The organism is Oleiphilus sp. HI0080 (assembly GCF_001635135.1).
The window spans coordinates 1-18,167 of the sequence record NZ_LWFU01000066.1 but is presented as its reverse complement, the minus strand read 5'-3'; the positions used below and the strand labels follow the sequence as shown (position 1 = coordinate 18,167).

At 46.5% G+C, this 18,167-nt stretch carries 18 protein-coding genes and 1 tRNA gene; 12 read left to right on the top strand and 7 right to left on the bottom strand.

The window, feature by feature from the left end:
• Positions 1-15: 15 nt before the first annotated feature.
• Together A3751_RS00905 and A3751_RS00900 are read right to left on the bottom strand one after the other, a co-directional pair.
• Positions 16-579: a DUF4124 domain-containing protein gene (locus tag A3751_RS00905; RefSeq protein ID WP_068451148.1), complete on the bottom strand. Its 564-nt coding sequence runs from the start codon at positions 577-579 to the stop codon at positions 16-18.
• A complete protein-coding gene (locus tag A3751_RS00900; protein WP_068451141.1) occupies positions 576-1,037 on the bottom strand; it encodes a DUF2390 domain-containing protein in 462 nt (153 codons plus the stop codon). Before A3751_RS00900 ends, A3751_RS00905 begins: the two co-directional genes overlap by 4 nt.
• Before the next feature lie 95 nt (positions 1,038-1,132).
• Between A3751_RS00900 and A3751_RS00895 the strand changes: the two genes are divergently transcribed.
• Together A3751_RS00895 and A3751_RS00890 are read left to right on the top strand one after the other, a co-directional pair.
• Positions 1,133-3,061 carry an ATP-binding cassette domain-containing protein gene (locus tag A3751_RS00895; RefSeq protein ID WP_068451138.1) on the top strand — a complete coding sequence of 643 codons (1,929 nt, stop codon included), beginning with the start codon at positions 1,133-1,135 and terminating at the stop codon, positions 3,059-3,061.
• Positions 3,062-3,221: 160 nt separating this feature from the next.
• On the top strand, positions 3,222-4,292 hold the full coding sequence (locus tag A3751_RS00890; protein ID WP_068451135.1) for a GGDEF domain-containing protein: 1,071 nt from the start codon (positions 3,222-3,224) through the stop codon (positions 4,290-4,292).
• Positions 4,293-4,320: 28 nt separating this feature from the next.
• On the opposite strand, the gene A3751_RS00885 is transcribed toward A3751_RS00890, so the two are convergent.
• The gene (locus A3751_RS00885; protein WP_068451131.1) at positions 4,321-4,668 is read right to left on the bottom strand and encodes a HopJ type III effector protein; all 348 of its coding nucleotides are present in this window, start codon (positions 4,666-4,668) and stop codon (positions 4,321-4,323) included.
• 88 nt (positions 4,669-4,756) lie between these two features.
• Here A3751_RS00885 and A3751_RS00880 point away from each other — a divergent pair, with 88 nt between their 5' ends.
• From A3751_RS00880 to A3751_RS00855, 6 genes are all read left to right on the top strand, one after another.
• Entirely contained in the window at positions 4,757-5,920 is a 1,164-nt protein-coding gene (locus A3751_RS00880) for a GNAT family N-acetyltransferase (RefSeq protein ID WP_068451127.1), read from the top strand.
• Between the two features lie 153 nt (positions 5,921-6,073).
• Positions 6,074-6,289: a 30S ribosomal protein S21 gene (gene rpsU / locus A3751_RS00875; RefSeq protein WP_068451124.1), complete on the top strand. Its 216-nt coding sequence runs from the start codon at positions 6,074-6,076 to the stop codon at positions 6,287-6,289.
• A 15-nt stretch (positions 6,290-6,304) separates the two neighbouring features.
• Positions 6,305-6,760: a GatB/YqeY domain-containing protein gene (locus tag A3751_RS00870; protein WP_068451118.1), complete on the top strand. Its 456-nt coding sequence runs from the start codon at positions 6,305-6,307 to the stop codon at positions 6,758-6,760.
• A 63-nt stretch (positions 6,761-6,823) separates the two neighbouring features.
• Positions 6,824-8,527 carry a DNA primase gene (gene dnaG, locus A3751_RS00865; RefSeq protein ID WP_068451113.1) on the top strand — a complete coding sequence of 568 codons (1,704 nt, stop codon included), beginning with the start codon at positions 6,824-6,826 and terminating at the stop codon, positions 8,525-8,527.
• A gap of 123 nt (positions 8,528-8,650) precedes the next feature.
• Positions 8,651-10,471, top strand: a complete 1,821-nt coding sequence (rpoD, locus tag A3751_RS00860) for an RNA polymerase sigma factor RpoD (RefSeq protein ID WP_068451110.1) — start codon at positions 8,651-8,653, stop codon at positions 10,469-10,471.
• Between the two features lie 269 nt (positions 10,472-10,740).
• A tRNA-Ile gene (locus tag A3751_RS00855) sits at positions 10,741-10,817 on the top strand.
• Between the two features lie 34 nt (positions 10,818-10,851).
• On the opposite strand, the gene A3751_RS00850 is transcribed toward A3751_RS00855, so the two are convergent.
• From A3751_RS00850 to A3751_RS00835, 4 genes are all read right to left on the bottom strand, one after another.
• Positions 10,852-11,220, bottom strand: a complete 369-nt coding sequence (locus A3751_RS00850; RefSeq protein WP_068451107.1) for a ribosome recycling factor family protein — start codon at positions 11,218-11,220, stop codon at positions 10,852-10,854.
• Positions 11,221-11,294: 74 nt separating this feature from the next.
• Positions 11,295-11,921, bottom strand: a complete 627-nt coding sequence (locus A3751_RS00845) for a fibronectin type III domain-containing protein (protein WP_068451103.1) — start codon at positions 11,919-11,921, stop codon at positions 11,295-11,297.
• 537 nt (positions 11,922-12,458) lie between these two features.
• Positions 12,459-12,878, bottom strand: coding sequence for a hypothetical protein (locus tag A3751_RS00840; protein WP_068451100.1), 420 nt, complete (start codon positions 12,876-12,878; stop codon positions 12,459-12,461).
• A 41-nt stretch (positions 12,879-12,919) separates the two neighbouring features.
• Positions 12,920-13,966: a GGDEF domain-containing protein gene (locus A3751_RS00835; protein ID WP_068451097.1), complete on the bottom strand. Its 1,047-nt coding sequence runs from the start codon at positions 13,964-13,966 to the stop codon at positions 12,920-12,922.
• 252 nt (positions 13,967-14,218) lie between these two features.
• Between A3751_RS00835 and A3751_RS00830 the strand changes: the two genes are divergently transcribed.
• From A3751_RS00830 to A3751_RS00815, 4 genes are all read left to right on the top strand, one after another.
• Complete coding sequence (locus A3751_RS00830; RefSeq protein ID WP_068451094.1) at positions 14,219-14,986, top strand: ABC transporter substrate-binding protein; 768 nt, start codon at positions 14,219-14,221, stop codon at positions 14,984-14,986.
• A gap of 90 nt (positions 14,987-15,076) precedes the next feature.
• Positions 15,077-15,754, top strand: a complete 678-nt coding sequence (locus tag A3751_RS00825; protein ID WP_068466199.1) for an ABC transporter substrate-binding protein — start codon at positions 15,077-15,079, stop codon at positions 15,752-15,754.
• 258 nt (positions 15,755-16,012) lie between these two features.
• A complete protein-coding gene (locus A3751_RS00820) occupies positions 16,013-16,915 on the top strand; it encodes a diguanylate cyclase (protein ID WP_068451088.1) in 903 nt (300 codons plus the stop codon).
• A 174-nt stretch (positions 16,916-17,089) separates the two neighbouring features.
• The coding region (locus A3751_RS00815) for a M14 family metallopeptidase (RefSeq protein WP_068451085.1) at positions 17,090-18,167 on the top strand (1,078 nt) is incomplete at its 3' end.

Genomic DNA, 18,167 nt, shown 5'->3' with positions numbered 1-18,167 from the left:
CTGTAATTCTGGATGTTATTCGCCAACAATCTGGCTCAGTGCTTCGTTGCGCTCTTGCATCATGTTTGCGGCTTGTTGCGCGTTTTCCATGACATTACTCAAATTATCTAAGCTAGGTTCAGTGTCGGTAAATCTCGGTGGACTCGATTGTGATTTGCTCTTACTAGCCGCGTTAACCATTGTGCTATCGATGACGGCTTGGTCCATCCCCGAAATCGTCGAAAGGGCGTTTGGATCGAGTTCGGCCTTTTCGCTATCGACCTCAGGAGCTTGATCGCTGAAATGCCATTGACCTTGTTCATCCTGCCACCTGTAGTATGTCACTTTGCCATCCGTGCTTTCAGGATTGGCTGATTGGATGAGATTCAACGGACTCTGCGTTGAACTGCCGCTTAGGGATGGTTGATCACGATCTTCGGTGGTCAATTTAGCTTTGCTCGAAGAGAATGCGCTGATCACTTTCTCGGGGATCTTGCTTAGCTCTAGAAATGCGCCACCGCTGCGGTAGTCTGCATAAAACGGCAAACTAAGTGCTGCACCCAAAATCACTAAAGAAGATAAACGGTAAACCCACTTCATTGGCTTGCCTCTAACATGAGGTTAATCAACGCACTATCCCAACTGATTTGTGAATAAGACTTCAAATTCGTCTTAAGTGTAGCTGCTTTGTCGTTATCAGCCGCTTCTGTTTGGCGCGTGATTGTATCGCGAATTTGGCAGAGTGCTTCTTGATAACATTTTTCCGACTCTAGCTCTGCTGTCAACAAGGCTTGCTTCAGTTGCGGACGATGTTGATTGGCCATGCGGAGCACTCTGATCGGCTTGATCGTTTGATCTAACCATTGGCCTTGCACATGTGTGATTTTGCTTTCTGAGTCGTCAAGAACAAGACCCAAGGTTGAGATCCACAAAAGGAACAGGCATAAATTTATATCCAGATCATCGCGCTCTTGAAGCGCTAAAAGCTGACAGCGAAGCGCTTCGTTTTGCCAGACGTGCAGAGAAAACGCCCAAAACCCCGCTGTTGTATCACTCATTATGCTGAATCCATTATAAAGCGCTGTGCTTTGATTGATGTAATCCGCATTATCCGATAACTTGCGCGACGAGTTCCAGAGATGAAAGCCATAGCATGCTTAAAATTTTAGAGATGTCACTTCGCCGAGGTCCCGAGCCTCTGTTGGAAGAAGTAAACGCCAATATCGCCGATGGCCAGCGTGTTGCAATCGTTGGTGCTAACGGAGCAGGCAAAACTACGTTGTTTAAGCTATTGCTCGGCGAGCTCACAACGGATGCCGGTAGTTTCATGCTGCCTGGTAATTGTCGTATCGCACATATGGCTCAAGAAGTTGCGAGTTCACAGCGCACAGCTCTGGATTATGTGATGGATGGTCATGAAGTATTTAGAAGTCTCGAAGCGTCGCTTCACCAAGCCGAACTTGCCGAAGATGATGCTGCACTCGCTCGGCTTCATGGTGAGCTTGAAACGATCCATGCTTACAATATTCCTGTGGAAGCAAAAAAACTCCTTCATGGCTTGGGATTCTCCGAGCACGAGCTCGACCAAAGTGTGGCCAGTTTTTCCGGCGGTTGGCGTATACGTTTGAATTTGGCACAAGCACTGATGTGTCCTTCAGACTTGCTGTTGCTTGATGAGCCAACCAACCACCTTGATTTGGATGCAATGCTCTGGCTTGAGGCATGGTTGAAACAATATCGAGGTACCTTGCTCTTTATTTCGCATGACCGAGATTTTATTGATGCCGTAGCAACGAGTATTTTGCATTTTGAGCATCGTAAGTTGCATCAATACACAGGTAGCTACTCTGATTTTGAGCGTCAGCGTGCTGAAAAGCTTGCACTCCAGCAAGCTCAGTTCCAAAAGCAGCAACAGCGAATTTCTGAGATTCAGTCCTTTGTTAACCGGTTTAGAGCGAAAGCAACCAAAGCGAAACAGGCACAAAGTCGTTTAAAAGAACTGGAAAGAATGGAATTGATTGCGCCGGCGCATGTGGATTCACCTTTCAAGTTCGAGTTTCCTGAGTCGAATAAACAATCGAGCCCGCTGCTTAGCCTGTCCCAAGCAAATCTTGGCTACGATGCTTCTTGTCCAATTATCGAAGACTTTTCCTGCACCATTTTACCGGGCCAAAGAATTGGTTTGCTTGGCCCCAACGGCGCAGGTAAATCTACGCTAATTAAATCTCTGGTCGGTGATCAAAACTTACTGGAGGGTGATAGAAGTTGCGGAGAACATTTGCATATCGGCTATTTTGCTCAGCATCAGCTTGAAGCGTTAGATTCTAGCGCGAGCCCTCTGTTGCATCTTCAGCGCTGTCGACCGAGTGCCACAGACCAAGAAATCCGTAACTTTCTCGGCGGTTTTAACTTTCGAGGTGATGACGCCACAGGCACCATCGAAAAGTTCTCTGGAGGCGAAAAAGCGCGACTAGCGCTTGCGATCATTGCTTGGCATAAGCCAAATCTGCTCTTGTTAGATGAGCCTACCAACCATCTCGATCTGGAAATGCGGCTCGCTCTAACCATCGCCCTTCAGGCCTTTTCAGGAGCCATCATTGTGGTCTCTCACGACAGGCACCTATTAAAAAATACGGTTGATGATTTCTGGCTCGTCGCAGGTGGAAGCGTCGAACCATTCGAAGGAGACTTGCTGGACTATGAGCGGTGGTTGGCGGAGTTCCAAAAGCAGTCACTGGTCAAAAACGATTCTGAAAGCATGCTAGATGAAACCGCAAAGATCGGAGAAACAAGTGAACAGCGCAAGGAGCGGAAGCGCGTCGAAGCCGAGCGAAGAAAACAACTTAGCCCGATGAGAAAAGAGCTCGCGAAAATTGAGGCGAATGTTGAGCAGGCACAAGCGTCATTGAATCTTATTGAGCAAGAGTTAGCGGCCCCAGAGATCTACGAAGATAAAAACAAAGCGAAGTTAAAGCACTTGTTAGCGGATCAGGCGGCACTAAAATCAGATTTGGAGGCTTCTGAATTGCTTTGGTTCGAGTTACATGAGCAGATCGACCAGATTGAGTCGAGTGTTTTATAAGAGTTTGCATTCCTATAACAAAACCTACATTGAGCCTTAGCTCGACCCTGACATACTAAAGAAGATGTTAGCAGTAAGAACGTCAAGATCTCATGATGGGAAGATTCTTGGACGTTTGATAAAACACGGCTTTTAGTATTTCACAGGTTTCAAACATTTAATGATGAACGCAATGCCTCTTGAAGGCGCTGATCAAAGTGGTTTAGTTTCGGCAAAACTTGTTGTCGATCTACTTTGCTTTCTGACTGCGCCCTTACTGCTGTTCTATGGCGCTCGATCATATTTTAATGGTTTTGAAGCCTATGGCTTGAGCCTGTACGCGTTTTCTGCAGCAGTTGTGACGAGTTTTTTTGCCTATAAGTTTTTTGGGCATTGGCGTGCACATCGCAATTTCTTAGTTTTTACCTTCACCATTTTCTATTTCTACCTGCTTATCTCTGGCGGTGAGAGCGGCACGGGCATCTTTTGGTTATACGCTTACCCTCTTCTCGTATTTTCTGTGTTGGGTTTGCGTGCAGGGGCATTGGTTATGTCCGCTATGATGTCGGCTACAGTGTGCATCTTGACGATTCCAGGCTGGTTGCAACTAGATCTTATCTATAGCGCCAGTACCAAGCTTAGATTCATTGGGTCGATGTTATTCGTCACAATCATGGCATATACAATGGAGAGAGCGCGTGTTTCTGCTGCGATTGCACATGCGCGGTTGAGCCGTGCGCTTGAGGATCTAGCTCGTACAGATGAATTGACCGGTTTACTGAATCGTCGTGGAATGTCAGAACGCATAGATGCGGAGTTAGCGCGAACGGTCCGCGATAATCAAGAAATGAGCGTTGTTATTTGCGACGTGGATTTTTTTAAGAAGATTAATGATCGATATGGCCATGATGTTGGCGACGAAGTGCTTGTTAGTCTTGCTGACAAGCTCAAAGAAACGGTTCGGGGTAGCGACAGTGTTGGCCGGTGGGGCGGAGAGGAGTTCATTGTCCTTTTGCCGAATACTTGTATCGAGCAAGCATTTGTTTTGATTGAGCGAATTAGACAGTCGATCGCTGCTGAAGCATTCAGATTAGGTCAACGTTCGCTTGATATATCTATCAGTTGTGGTCTTTCGTCGACCAAGTTTTCTACTGAATATTCTGGCTTGTTAAAAGCGGCAGATATCAGTTTATACGAAGCAAAGAACGAGGGACGTAACTGTACCCGCCCTCAAGTTCTAAAGGCCTCTTAAGCCCTCTCCTATTTTAACTTACTCACTTTCACACTTTGCGCTTTAGTGGTTCTGCATCAAATTTGACGCTTTTCCATCCATGTTTGAGAAAGTTCCGTATATTTTGATGATCATTCTCGTCAGGGTGTTCAAGAACATCGCGACGATAGTATTGTCCAAACAGATAAGGAGTTAATTCCGCACTCACTCCGTGTAATTTAGCAAAGGCAAGGGCTTTGCAAGAGCCGAGATTTTCGCCGCACTGGTTTGTTTGTTGGCCAACACTAAATTCGACAGGTTGAAAGATATAGTTTTGCTCTATCACGCTCATCACATCGTTAAATTCAATGTCTGATGGATTTGTATTGAGTTGCTCAAGGAGGTCTTGTTCTGTCATCTTGTATCCTAAAAATCGACTTAAAATTGGAAGGTTTATTGTTGGTGATCAGCTTATCAGAAGCACAGAGCGAGCAGGAGCATAATTCGTGACGGGCGCCCCCAAATTAGTTGTCAGCTTTCCCGAAAGTCTTTCCAATATTCGGCAGGAAGAGTTGGATGCTTTGGTCGATGATGATCACCCTTTTTTGAACTACGGTTTTCTGCAAGCTTTAGAGCAATCGGACTGTGTTTGCCGGACGACTGGTTGGCAGCCCCATCACTTTGCGCTGCGAACAGAATCAGGCGATTTAGTTGCTTTTGCGCCGTTCTATCTCAAATATCATTCGTATGGCGAATACGTCTTTGATTGGTCTTGGGCTGAGGCTTATGCAAAGCATGGCTTAGATTACTATCCAAAATTGGTCAGCAGTATTCCCTTTACGCCTACGACTTCCTCGCGACTTTTACTAGATTCAGAGCTAGGTATAGATACGGCTTGCTATGAGCTGTTTCGCCAAGCCGTTGAGCAGCACTGTGCAAAGCAGCAACTGAGCTCGGCTCATGTCTTGTTCCCTAGTCAAACCGAAGACGCTAGAGTGCTGTATCAAGGATGGATGAAACGAGAGGGAGTGCAATATCACTGGTTTAACAAAGCGTATGCCGACTTTGATGATTTTCTTAGCAGCTTGAATGCAAATAAGCGTAAGAATATTCGCAAGGAACGAAAGCGTCTGCTGTCGGAAGGCTTGCAGTATTATTGGCGCTCAGCATTGGAGCTAAGCCAGCTTGAAAGAGAATGTTTTTTCTCATGTTACAAGCGGACGTACAATGTTCGTGGCCAGATGCCGTACTTGAACGAAACATTCTTTGATCTGATCTTTAAACGTCTTGGTGAACAGTGTTTACTTTTATTTGCAAACGATGGCGCTGGACGCCCCATTGCTAGTGCGCTCTATCTTCAAGGTAAAAATACGCTTTACGGACGGTATTGGGGAGCACTAGAGGATGTTCCGTGTTTGCACTTCGAGCTTTGTTACTACGCTGGGATTGAGCGCTGTATTGAACTTGGTTTAAACCGCTTTGATGCCGGCGCACAAGGCGAACACAAGCTTTTGAGAGGTTTTGAGCCGGTGGCGACTCAGTCATTTCACTATATCAGGCATCCTGAATTTCGAGGTGCTATTGATCAATTTCTATCAAGCGAACGAGAGTATATTGAGCAATACCGCGAAGACGCAAAGTCCTGGCTACCATATAAACTGCATGCTTGAGAAAGAGAATGAGAGAGAGGTCGCGCAAAGGGCTTTACTTGAATATTAAATAGCATTAGAATTCGCGCCCCTGAACAAACTGCGTGAAAAATCACCAGGTCTCGCTGGCAAACGTAGTTGGAACAAATTTTAAACGAATAATGGTAATTTTTAATGCCTTCAGTAAAAGTTAAAGAAAACGAGCCGTTTGATATCGCTCTTCGTCGCTTCAAGCGTTCTTGTGAGAAAGCTGGTGTATTGTCTGAAGTACGCCGTCGTGAGCACTACGAGAAGCCTACAACGGTTCGTAAGCGCAAAGCAGCAGCAGCGGTTAAGCGCCACGCTAAGAAAGTTCAGCGTGAGCAGCGTCGTTTCGAGCGTTTGTACTAAGCGAATAAAGATATTATGTCTGACGCAGGTCTGAAAGCCAGCATCACCTCGGCGATGAAAGAAGCCATGCGCGCCAAAGAAAAGGAGCGCTTGGCAACGATTCGACTCATCTTGGCCGACTTTAAACGAATAGAAGTTGATGAGCGCATCGAACTTGATGACGCACGTTGCCTAGCTATCTTAGATAAGATGTTGAAGCAGCGAAAAGATTCTATTACGCAGTATCGTGATGCTGGACGTGAAGACCTGGCTGAGATTGAAGAGTGTGAAGTGGAGGTTATTCAGACCTTCCTTCCAAAAGCTCTGTCGGAAGACGAGATAGAAGCGCTAATTGGTTCTGCGATGTCAGAAACCGGTGCGGAGTCGGTCCGAGACATGGGCAAAGTGATGGCTGTTCTAAAACCGCAACTACAGGGTCGTGCTGATGTCGGCGCAGTGAGCGGTATGGTAAAAAAACGCCTCGCGAGTTAATCTGCTACCGCTAAACGCGACCCTTGCCTGAGTTTTGGCAGTTCAATCTAGCGGACGTTCACAATGTCAGGACAAATCCCCCAGAGTTTTATTGAAGACCTTCGCGATCGTCTCTCCATCGTGGATGTGATTTCGACGCGTGTCCAACTAAAAAAAGCGGGTTCGACCTATAAAGCCTGCTGTCCGTTTCATAACGAAAATACCCCTTCCTTTAACGTAAATCGTCAAAAAGGCTTCTATCACTGTTTTGGCTGTGGTGCGAGCGGTGATGCTATCTCGTTTCTGCGTGAGCACGATAACCTCAGCTTTGTTGAAGCAATCGAAGAGTTGGCAAAAATAGCTGGTTTAGAAGTACCACGTGATGAACGGTTGAAGCAGGTCTACGATGAGAGTCGCCAATATTACGAGGCGATAGCGAAAGCCGACGCTCAGTATCGTGAAGCCTTACATAGCCACCCGACTAATTCTGGCGTTAAAAAATATATTGCGCAACGAGGCCTTAGCGATGAAATTATCGAGCGTTTCGGGATTGGTTATGCGCCTCCGGAGCGTGACTTTATCGGTGGGTCATTTCAATCTAATCTTTTGGTGAAGCTAGTCGAAATGAAGCTGGTGTCACAGAAGTATGAACGCCCTTTTGACTTATTTCAGAATCGCTTGATGTTTCCGATTCGCAATATGCGAGGAAAGACCGTGGGTTTTGGTGGGCGGACTCTCGGGGACGATAAGGCGAAGTACATTAATTCTCCGGAGTCGAGAGTCTTTCATAAAAGCAGCGAGATCTATGGACTCTACGAAGCTTCGAGAGCCTTACGCACCATTGAGCGACTCATGGTTGTTGAAGGCTATATGGATGTGGTTTCTTTGGCGCAACATGGGATTGATTATGCTGTCGCTACGCTTGGGACAGCCACGAATGAGGAAAATCTTGGGCAGCTACTCAAACGCTGTCAAAACCTAGTGTTCTGTTTTGACGGAGACGCAGCAGGATTGAGGGCGGCTGAAAAGGCGATGGATAATCTTCTTCCTATGTATCAAAACGGAATGCAGTTTAGTTTCCTTATTTTACCTCAAGGAGAAGATCCGGATACGTTGGTCCGAGAGGAAGGCCGAGAGAAATTTGAGGCCAGAGTGAAGCGTGCGATGCCATTATCTGAGTTCTTTTTCAATGTTCAGGTGCGGGGTTTAAATCTTGAGCTTCCTGAAGATCGTGGAGTGCTTCGCAATCGTGCCCAGGCTGTGCTCGATACAATTCCGAAGAGTGCGCTTAAATCTGGTCTTTGGGAGAGGCTGATCGAGCTAACTAGTAGTAGGAAAAAAGTCCAGTCACAGCGTGCCATAGCGCGAGATACTAGCGATATAAAGGTGATCAAGACCAAAGAAGTGGCGATCTGCCTCGGGCTCTATTTCTCCCCCATTAAAGCGCAGGAGTTAGTTGATCTTAACATGCGCTTTGATTCCGAAATTACAGGACAGTTTCTAGATTTCATCCTGTCTAACAGCATCTCCAGCCAGGAAGATCTGCTTTATGCGCTTGCCACCGATCAGCAAGGGTATCGAGAGAGGTTCTTTTATTTGTTTTCCAATTTGGAAAACGTTCCGGAGCCGGATATTGCGATAGAGGAGCTGGATTTCGTTATTAAACGAGCCGGTGATCAAAAAAAACGTGATGATATGCTGCGAGCAGCTAAACTAAATACATCACCAGATCAGCTAACCGACGAAGAACGAAGCAAGGCTCAGGCAATAACCACGCGAACTTCGTAACTCCAACAATTGTTAATAAGCTTGATTTCTATGATATCGATCCCATATTAGCTTTGTGGGTCGATTATATTTCCGTATAATGGCCGACTATTTTTTAATCGGCCACCAGACAATAGGGTGAACATGCCAAGCAATTCACGACAGTCACGTTTGAAAGACCTCATCGCTCGCGGTAAAGAGCAGGGGTATTTGACTTACTCCGAAGTAAACGACCACTTACCCGAAGATATCGCTGATCCAGATCAGGTCGAAGATATTATTCGCATGATCAACGACATGGGTATCCAAGTTGTAGAGGCAGCACCAGACTCTGACTCACTACTAATGTCCGATGGCGACTCAACAGACGAGGTTGCGGCGGCTGAAGCGGCGGCGGCACTTGCGGCCGTAGAGACCGAAGCTGGTCGCACCACTGACCCTGTTCGTATGTACATGCGGGAAATGGGCACCGTTGAACTACTTACTCGCGATGGTGAGATTCGAATCGCCAAACGTATTGAAGAGGGCTTACGCGATGTAATGGCATCGTTAGCACATTTTCCAGGTGCAGTAGCGTCAATTCTTGCGATGTATGATCGAATCGTCGAAGAAGAGGGGCGTCTTACAGATGTTCTAACAGGTTACTTAGATCCAGAAGCTGAAGCGAATATTCCCGTTCCGGTTAACCCCACGACAGTGAATAAAGATGATAAAGCTGACAAGGACGACGAGGAAGAAGAAGAGACAGATAACGGACCGGATCCAGAAGAAGCGCGTGAGCGTTTTGATGCGATTCGTAAGCAGCTCGACAAGGCATTGCGCGTTGAGAGCAAGCATGGTCGAGCAAGCAAAGAGACCATTAAAGAACTAAATGAGTTGGGCGAGCTATTTGCGCCGCTTAAACTGAATGCAAAGCAGTTCGATTTGTTGGTCAATACCGTACGATCAGCCAATGACGTAGTTCGAGTGAATGAGCGAACCGTGATGACGATTTGCTCTCGCGAATGCGGCATGGATCGGAAAGAGTTTATCAAGCGCTTCCCAAGCAACGAGGCAAATCTTGATTGGGTCGACGGTCTAGTTGAAGAACAGCATCCATGTGCTGCGAAGCTTGATCTATACCATGATGAAATCATTCGAGCGCAACGTAAAATTGCTGTGATCGCAGAAGAAGTTGGTTTAACCGTAGCACAGTTAAAAGATGTGAATCGCCGTATCTCAATTGGTGAAGCGAAAGCGCGTCGTGCTAAGAAAGAAATGGTTGAAGCCAACCTTCGTCTCGTAATTTCGATTGCGAAGAAGTACACGAATCGCGGTTTGCAATTTCTTGACTTGATTCAGGAAGGCAACATCGGTTTGATGAAAGCGGTAGACAAGTTTGAATACCGTCGAGGGTATAAATTCTCGACCTATGCAACTTGGTGGATTCGTCAGGCGATTACTCGCTCTATTGCAGACCAAGCGCGCACTATTCGTATCCCCGTTCACATGATCGAAACAATCAACAAGCTGAACCGTATCTCTCGTCAAATGCTACAGGAAATGGGTCGCGAACCTACGCCTGAGGAATTGGGTGAGCGTATGGATATGCCGGAAGATAAAGTACGTAAAGTGCTTAAGATCGCGAAAGAGCCTATCTCTATGGAGACGCCGATTGGCGACGATGAAGATTCGCACCTTGGCGATTTTATTGAAGATACTATGGCAGAGTCTCCCGTTGACACGGCGACTGGCGAAGGCTTGAAAGAAGCGACTCGCAGCGTGCTTTCAGGGCTAACAGCAAGAGAAGCTAAAGTGCTAAGAATGCGCTTTGGAATTGAGATGAATACCGATCATACTTTGGAAGAGGTGGGTAAGCAGTTTGATGTTACACGAGAGCGTATCCGTCAGATTGAGGCGAAAGCGCTTCGTAAGCTTCGTCACCCAACCCGTTCCGATCATCTTAGAAGCTTTATTGACGAATAATCGTCTAGCAAAGTTAAAAAGGGCGCATTATAATGCGCCCTTCTTTTTGGAGCGTTCTGCTTCGGTCTGTTGTTGGCGCGGACTATAAACTAAGACCATAGTGTGCCCCTTTAGCTCAGTTGGGTGAAGCGAGCGCTTTTAACGAAGTACTGCTTCGTGCGAGTGGAACGACTCAAATTTGTAATTTGAGGCCGGGCTAGAGCACCCGAGCAACCCGCAGGGGTGCCAAGTCTGATTTGGTAAAGACTTTAAACTAAGGCCAAAAGTGTGCCCCTTTAGCTCAGTTGGTTAGAGCACCCGACTCATAATCGGTAGGTCCCCTGTTCAAGTCAGGGAAGGGGCACCATTTTTCTTCTTAATCCATCAAGTATCTCTTTTTTTCATTCCTCCCACTCTATGCGATCGATCGCGGTGCGTGCTTCCGCAATCCTGCAGTTAGTTAGTGATATGAGCTGTGTGACGGTGATTGGCCAATGCTTCTGCGCAATCGTCTGAATCTCCGTAAGGCTAAGCGCCGGGAGATGTGCTGAAAGTGATTTCTCTATCCAAAGCCAGGTTTCCTCGCCAGAAGATTCCATCGCATTACGCAGATGGATCGCTTGCTCACTCGTAACATTGAGAATCCAATTCCGAGAACGCCCTTTGCGCTCAAGTTGCGCCCCTGATGCTCTAATAAGTGTTTTCAGAGTTTGGGTGTGGTTTGTTCTGCGGACAAAACTGTTTAATGAAATAGAGATCTGTTGATGCACTGAGTTGGCTTGTGCTGTATGTCGGTCTGGGTTGTTTTTTTGATTGTACGCTTAATTAGCACAAGGTGGCTATCCTACAATACCGACACAGTGACTACCTGAGAGTAATCGCTTTCCAGTCCATCCGTATCGACAACCGTTACCGCGAAGCGGTATTCACCGTCTTCTAGCCCAGTAATATCGAACTCAGTTTCAAGCCCATCAACGACATGAACTGCACCGACATCACCGTTTCCATCGAGTTGGTATACTCTGAAGTTTTCGATTTCATAGACTTCCAGCTCAGAGCCATCGGTACGCTCTAACGGATAATCCCACGAAAGATGAATGGTTGAGCCGTCATCGGCATTCAGTGCGCTATTTGAGCCACTTTGCTGCCCCTGCGTGTTGGCAATATTCTGTTCTGCCACTACTTCACTACTGTCTACTTGGCTTTGGCCGCCCCCGCCGCAACCGACGAGGATCATAGGTGAGAAGCTAAGAATCGACGTAAGAATTGCATTTCTGATTTTGCTCTGAATGCGAAGCGTTTTTCGGATATGCCGCTTTGATATCCAGCCTTTTTTTACCAGTATTTCACCGAGTTGCAGACTACTCGTTTTTTGTTCCTGGATGGCCGACAGTAGTTGCTCTTCGGTTATCAAACCGCGTTCTACGAGCAGGTCTCCAAGCCGTGTTTTTTGTCTCTGATTGGAACTCATTTTTAACAACCTAACAAATGGCACTGCTAAAGGTTAGTCCTATTTTGCCATTCATCAATACAAAACGAAAAAATTGCACTGCTTTGTCGCCTGGTTGAATCCAACCTTTTCTTGGTTAATCTGAAGCATTACCAGACGCATAAAAAAGAAGTAACGACAGGCATTCGGCTCTTATCTGAGCAACAGGATTTAAGCCTTATTCCCTCAAAAATAAGCTGACACACCTGCTTTGATCACTGCCTCGAGGATGAAGTTCGAGGCTCGGCGAAACTGAGAGGAATTTCCCAGAGGTCGGAGCTGTCATTGGGTGTTATGAATATTCACTTTATGGCTGAAGAGATGGGTATCGAAAAACCGAATTATCAGGATGATGCGCAGTGATTGAGCTTATCCTTGCAAAGAGGAATTTTTGTAGGGGAAATGTTAACTCAGCGACTGCGCATGAAATAAATGACACCCACCGATGAAGAAGGCAGGCACGCTGTTGCTTGATGACATGATGCTCTAGATGAGGCTACTAAACTTCAGTAAGTTGCTTTAGGGATGGTTTATGCAGTAGCCGTGCTCTATTAGCCACTTCCAGCCTTGCTCTTCGGTTTCAACATAAACCTGTTGCGGCTTGTCATCCAGCTCTTGTAACAATCGCTCGCGAGCATTTTTCTTCAAGCCGCTTTTTCCAACTACTGCGACCTCCACCTTGTGATCTTGCTTAAGTAACCAAGTTTGTAAGTTAAGCAGTAATGGAATCATCTCTTCGGTATAGAGCTCCCATTCTCGATAGTCCATTAAGCTCGCCCATGGGCCATCCATCTCGTGAACGAGAGGCACAAGAATATTCGTCGCCGCGTTCATACTAGCAGGGTCTAGTGAGCCGAATACTTTCGCATGGAGCACTCGCTCATGAACCGACATATCAAAACGGCCATAAGTATCACTTGAGGAGTGATGTTTCGTCATCTTCTCTCCGCGTAGAGACCATTAAAAGGCGTGAATTCGAACTATACCGCATCTGCACACACCACTTTATTGCGGCCACGCTTTTTAGCCAGATACAACGCTTTGTCTGCTTGTGCGTAGAGGTCTTCTCTATCTTGCGATGAGGTGTATTCAGCTAGACCTGTGCTTGCTGTTAAAGTGATACGGTGGGATTTCCATGGTATTGACGCATTTGCAATACTAAGGCGTAGTCGCTCAAGTATTTCTTGAGCTTCCACAATGGCCGTATTGGGCAAAAGAATTACAAGCTCCTCGCCACCTACGCGACACACTATATCAGCCGCTCTAATTGATTCATCAATCAGTTTGGCGAGGTGAGATAACACCTGATCCCCGCATTCGTGGCCATAGGTGTCATTGACGACCTTGAATCGATCAAGGTCGACCAGAGCAAGACACAAAGGTGTTTTTTCGCGATCTGCTCTGCTGAATTCTTGCTCCAAACGCACATCGAAGTACATTCTATTGGGTAATCCCGTTAAGGCGTCGGTATGTGCCGCACTGATAAGTTGCCTTTCGATACTATGTCGCAGGCCGACGACGACATGCAGACCTGCAATGGAGGATATCCCCGCAAAGATGAGTAATACGGTATCAAAATGATAACTCGGTGAGCCAATATCAACATGCTCGATAAAGTAAAGGACACTGAGGTAGGTGTAGGAAAATAGCGATACGATCAGCGCTTTTCGAAAAGGGAAAAAAAGATAGGCGACGAGCAGCGGAGTAATAAAGAAGAGCACGATAAGTTCGTTGCCAAGGGAGTCTAGCGTCACTACGCTCATCAACACCATATCGATGCTGTAAATAATGACGCCAATGATCTTTCGGTAGCCGTTTAGATAAACATAGGCAAAGACGGCGAGCAGTAAAAAAGTGCTGATAAACTGAATGTAAGATGTCAAATCCCAACCATTGGTGGCACGTGCGATGGCCACAGGAATGGTTGCCAAGATAATCAAAAAAACGCAGGCTAGCGCTACGTTTCGCCTTATTCGATCAAGATGCCGGTCAAAATAATCGATATTAGTATCAACGTTGTGTTTCATTAAATTCCTTGAAAATTCGCCGGCAAGCTTACCAAGACACACGGATCATTGCGGTACTGATCTTTACAGTATAGAGATCTAATGGGTGATGTTACAGCGCTTGCTTGGGAATCTCGCGGGTTACTTTACTCAGATCAAGAGATAGGGATATCTCGCCCTGATGCCCGCAGGTTTATCCGTATTCGCGAAGTTTACTTTCACAACTATAATTGATTCAGTTTTGCTACGTCACTTTATCTCAATGAGGGCATTATGTTGGAAGGATTTCGCGTCTTTTTTTTCGTTATCTTATTGCTCTTCCCGATTCTGGTAGCAGCACAAAGTAATGAGCGCGACGCTACCGGTGCGCTGACGGTTCTGACAGAGCATTGGCCGCCTTTCAACTATATCGTCGATGGCAAAATAACCGGTTTTGGAACGGAGGTTGTGGAAGCAACTCTGAATAACGCGGGAATCAAGTACCAACTTCGCTCTGGAGTCTGGAAGGGGGTCTATGACTGGGCCTTGAAAGAAGACAATGTCTTGATTTACACAATCTCTCGAACAGCCATTCGCGAAGATCTGTTTGAATGGATAGGGCCGTTTGCCGACCGACAACAGAATTTTATTAAACTCAAATCGCGTGCTGACATTGAGGTAAGGTCTTTGGAAGATGCCAAGCGGTATCGCCTAGGGTTGCAAGAGGAGGATGCGATAGCACAAGACTTGTTTTCTTGGGGGTTTGATCGACAAAGTGAAAACCTTGTATTGGTAAACAAACGTGTTTTGCTTTTTAGAATGCTCTTTGCCGGCAGGATCGATTTAATCACCGGGCATGATATTACGGTCAAATATCAGCTTGAGCTGGAAGGCCTGCCCTATTCCGAAATAGAGTATGTCTACCCCATAAACGTTGAGGGGGCCTATTACATGGCGCTCAAAAAGGGTTCTGATCCTGAGTTATTGAGACGTTTGCGAGATAGCTTTTCGGCGCTAGAGCAAAGTGGGGAACTCAAGATTTTGAAAGCGAAGTACAGATAATTGGGGCTGATATCGACAAAGGTTTTGGCTCACTGTCTGCGCTTGATCATTCATTTTAGACAAATAAAACGGCTAGCTGGGAAGGCTCCTATGATCATAAAAACGGTACTGAGTCTAATCCTAGTGTCCTGCATTAGTACCTCGATCGCATCAGAGACAGTCGATGTTTTGTCGATGGACTATCCGCCTTTCACCGCAGAGGCCGATGGTGAGAATGGTCCACTGTTTAGGCTTCTGCGCGACTATGCGCGCGAGCACATGCCTACCAAGCGCATTCGGCCTGTATTTGTGCCACCAGCAAGGGCCTCTCTCTTGTTATCAAAAGGCGAATATTGCTTGAGCTTTTATCCGCCTCCCGAGCATCAAGAAGAGTTCGAATTCATTAAATTGTCGGATGAAACCGTAAAGTTGGGATTTATTCGAGCGCGACAGGCCGGTGCCTTTGTATGGAAAGACTTGTCAGAGCTTAAGGGAAAGTCGTCCGCGATATTGCGACCGAGCCGAAGTGGGAGAGTGCATGAGATGGCCGTTGATGCTGGCATGGAGGTTGTTTATGTCGATTCCATTAGGCAAGGCTTGATGATGTTGAAAAAGGGCCGTGTTGACTATGCCTTTGGCGACAACAACACACTCGCTAGACTGTCAGAAAGCGCCGACATGAATAAAGATGATTACCAATTTTCCGAAACGAGTCTTTTCGAGACCACTGTTGGCATCACTGTACGAAAGTCCTGCAAAGAAGACCTTTTTGCTCCCGCAGAGCTGTAAGTAAGCCTGCCGATTTTTCACTCTGCTTTATTGGAACGTCGAATTCTTCAGCAATGTGCCTTACTGTCGCATTTCTATGCTCTTTGGCTCGGGTTCGTCGAATCCCGCACAGGCGGTTTGGAAGCGAATGTGTTTGCCTCTGTTATTGGTATTGTGTGGAACTATAACGTTATGTCGATTCTGGTCTAAACTTAAATAAACTCTCTTAGAACATAAACGCTAAGAATCTAATCTAAATGCCCTTCTAAGGCTCGATAAATGAATGTTTTAATCGTCGAAGACAGTCGCTCCCTAAGAATAACAATTCAAGCCTGCGTAGAGGATTTATCGCATACAGCGCTTTGTGCAGAGACCGGTGAAGAAGGTCTCGAAATTTTTAAAAATTCTGACGTTGACCTTGTCCTAATGGACATTGAACTGCCCGGCATCAATGGATTTGAAGTAACGCGGCGTATTCGCGAGTTGTTAAAAAATGACTGGATACTGATTATTTTCCTTAGCGCCCAAAACTCCGATGCTGATTTTATCGAAGGGATTGGGGCGGGCGGCGACGCCTATTTGTTTAAGCCAGTAAATGCGGCTGTATTGCAGAGCATGGTATCCGCCATGGGGCGAATTGCTGGGGTTCAAGAGCAGTTGCAAGAAGCCAACCGACAACTCGAATCGATGGCTTATGTTGATCCGTTGACCAAGCTTTTGAACCGCAGAGGAATGATGAACTCGATGGAGCGAGAGTGGTCTCGGTCAAATCGTAACAAGCTAGCGTTGTCTATTTTGCTTTTGGATGTCGATCATTTCAAAGCATATAACGACTTTTACGGGCATTTAGAAGGTGACCGTTGCCTAGAAAGAATCTCCGAAACGCTGCAAAAAGCGACGCTTAGGCCTGCTGATATAGCTTGCCGCTTTGGTGGTGAGGAGTTTCTAGTGCTTCTTCCTGAAACCAGCGCGCAAGGGGCAAGAGAAGTAGGGGTTCGGATTCTTGCTGCATTGAAGGAGGAAAAGCTCCCACATGAAACATCCAGCACTGTGGACTATGTGACTGTAAGTATTGGCGTGGCGAGCAATGTCGATCACACAGATATCGAGTCAATGATTAGAGCCGCGGATGAGCATCTATATCAAGCAAAAGCGGCTGGCCGAAATCAAATTGGAGCTTAGGGTTTTTGCCTCGATTCAAAAACAGATTTTTAATCGTTTCTTCCTAAAGGCTTTGGGCGCGTTTTAGATAATTGCTCTGAAGTCTGTTAGCGTCCGTGCTCTGTGATATACCCTCCTTGCATGTGATTACGTATCGGATCGCGTCTCTACTTTATCTAGTTTTGGAGGTCTGCTGTGCAGCAAAAAACGCATCAACTATTGTCGCAAAGTATTGGTACGAGAAGAGAGCTTCTTAGCCTGCATTACGGTCGTGGCGACATAGATGTGAAGGTGTATATGCAAGCTAGCTTGCATGCGGATGAAGTTCCTCCAATGTTAGTCTTACACCACCTGAGAACCTTGTTAAACCAGGCAGAGGAGCAGGGGCTCATCGCAGGGGAGATCGTTCTCGTCCCGTATGCCAATCCTATAGGCCTTTCTCAGCACCTTGCGAGGGATCATCTTGGCCGCTTTGACTTTACTAGCGGTGAGAATTTCAATCGGAGTTATCCTGATTTTTACGATCTTATTATTGATGACATAGAGCCACGACTTAGTCAGAACGAGGATCAAAACAAGCAAGTCATTCGAGGTGCGATTAAAACTGCGTTGTCCCATATTCCCCGTGCTACTGAACTGGCCGATATGCGCTTAACCTTGCTTGACCTCGCGCATGATGCTGATTGGGTGCTCGACATGCATTGCGACTTTGAGGCATTGATGCATATGTATGTCGATACGCCCTACCTTGATCAGATAAGCGGATTGGCGCGTTATCTTGCAGCGGAAACAGTGCTTTTTGCAGAAGGTTCGGGAGGTTCCGCGTTTGATGAGGTTCAGTCAGGCGTTTGGTATCGGCTTCGTGATCAGTATCAAGGCAAATACCCTATTCCGCTAGCCGGCTGTGGCGTTACACTCGAGTTTCGCGGTGAAGCCGATGTAAGCCATGGGTTGGCCGCGCGTGATGCTCAGCAGATCTTTCATTGGCTACAATCGATTGGTGTGATTGAGGGTGAGCCATCGATCATGCCGCAAGCGCTCTATACCCCTACCCCCTTGGCAGGTTCTGATGCCATAAAAGCACCGGTTTCTGGTGTGCTGGTGTTTAAAAAACGGTTGGGTGATCTGGTTTCGGCGGGAGACGTGCTCGCTGAGATCGTTAATCCGAACGATCAAACCATTACACCCATCACCACGAAGGCCGCCGGAAAGTTTTTCGCACGAGAAAACCGGCGTTTTGCTATTGCTGGTATGGATATTGGTAAGGTGGCTG

What these genes read in the sequence shown, in the direction of transcription:
- rpoD (WP_068451110.1), top strand. Translation starts at nt 8,651, where the DNA reads ATGCCAAGCAATTCACGACAGTCACGTTTGAAAGACCTCATCGCTCGC.
- A3751_RS00820 (WP_068451088.1), top strand. Translation starts at nt 16,013, where the DNA reads ATGAATGTTTTAATCGTCGAAGACAGTCGCTCCCTAAGAATAACAATT.
- A3751_RS00895 (WP_068451138.1), top strand. Translation starts at nt 1,133, where the DNA reads ATGCTTAAAATTTTAGAGATGTCACTTCGCCGAGGTCCCGAGCCTCTG.
- A3751_RS00835 (WP_068451097.1), bottom strand. Translation starts at nt 13,966, where the DNA reads ATGAAACACAACGTTGATACTAATATCGATTATTTTGACCGGCATCTT.
- A3751_RS00845 (WP_068451103.1), bottom strand. Translation starts at nt 11,921, where the DNA reads ATGAGTTCCAATCAGAGACAAAAAACACGGCTTGGAGACCTGCTCGTA.
- A3751_RS00890 (WP_068451135.1), top strand. Translation starts at nt 3,222, where the DNA reads ATGATGAACGCAATGCCTCTTGAAGGCGCTGATCAAAGTGGTTTAGTT.
- A3751_RS00870 (WP_068451118.1), top strand. Translation starts at nt 6,305, where the DNA reads ATGTCTGACGCAGGTCTGAAAGCCAGCATCACCTCGGCGATGAAAGAA.
- A3751_RS00840 (WP_068451100.1), bottom strand. Translation starts at nt 12,878, where the DNA reads ATGACGAAACATCACTCCTCAAGTGATACTTATGGCCGTTTTGATATG.
- rpsU (WP_068451124.1), top strand. Translation starts at nt 6,074, where the DNA reads ATGCCTTCAGTAAAAGTTAAAGAAAACGAGCCGTTTGATATCGCTCTT.
- A3751_RS00830 (WP_068451094.1), top strand. Translation starts at nt 14,219, where the DNA reads ATGTTGGAAGGATTTCGCGTCTTTTTTTTCGTTATCTTATTGCTCTTC.
- A3751_RS00825 (WP_068466199.1), top strand. Translation starts at nt 15,077, where the DNA reads ATGATCATAAAAACGGTACTGAGTCTAATCCTAGTGTCCTGCATTAGT.
- dnaG (WP_068451113.1), top strand. Translation starts at nt 6,824, where the DNA reads ATGTCAGGACAAATCCCCCAGAGTTTTATTGAAGACCTTCGCGATCGT.
- A3751_RS00905 (WP_068451148.1), bottom strand. Translation starts at nt 579, where the DNA reads ATGAAGTGGGTTTACCGTTTATCTTCTTTAGTGATTTTGGGTGCAGCA.
- A3751_RS00900 (WP_068451141.1), bottom strand. Translation starts at nt 1,037, where the DNA reads ATGAGTGATACAACAGCGGGGTTTTGGGCGTTTTCTCTGCACGTCTGG.
- A3751_RS00885 (WP_068451131.1), bottom strand. Translation starts at nt 4,668, where the DNA reads ATGACAGAACAAGACCTCCTTGAGCAACTCAATACAAATCCATCAGAC.